Source organism: Acinetobacter sp. NIOH-H-8 (genome assembly GCF_046635365.1).
GTDB lineage: Bacteria > Pseudomonadota > Gammaproteobacteria > Pseudomonadales > Moraxellaceae > Acinetobacter.
Window position 1 is genome coordinate 1 of the sequence record NZ_JBHDVN010000333.1, and the last position, 395, is coordinate 395.

Sequence of the window (395 nt, forward strand, 5' to 3'; positions counted from 1 at the left end):
GTCCTGGAGCGGCTCAAACGCTGGGTCCAGGGCAATTTCTGATTCAACGCGGTAACAGTAGGCGACAAAACTAGAAAGGAAGGAGAGGGGAAATGTTTGAACTGGTCGATAACATCGCACAAACCGCCGTCATAAAAGTGATCGGTGTAGGTGGTGGTGGCGGCAACGCCGTCAATCACATGGCCAAGAACAACGTCGAGGGCGTCGAGTTCATCTGCGCCAACACCGACGCACAAGCGCTGAAGAACATCGCGGCGCGCACCGTTCTGCAACTCGGCCCGGGCGTCACCAAGGGGCTGGGTGCCGGCGCCAATCCGGAAGTCGGTCGTCAGGCGGCTCTGGAAGATCGCGAGCGCATTTCCGAAGTGCTGGAAGGCGCCGACATGGTCTTCATC

Annotated in this window: 1 pseudogene; it reads left to right on the plus strand. The window is 58.7% G+C overall.

Features of this window, described 5'->3' with window-relative positions:
• Nucleotides 1–92 precede the first annotated feature (92 nt).
• A pseudogene (locus ACEWB7_RS18515) lies at nt 93–395 on the plus strand (cell division protein FtsZ); the annotation flags it as partial.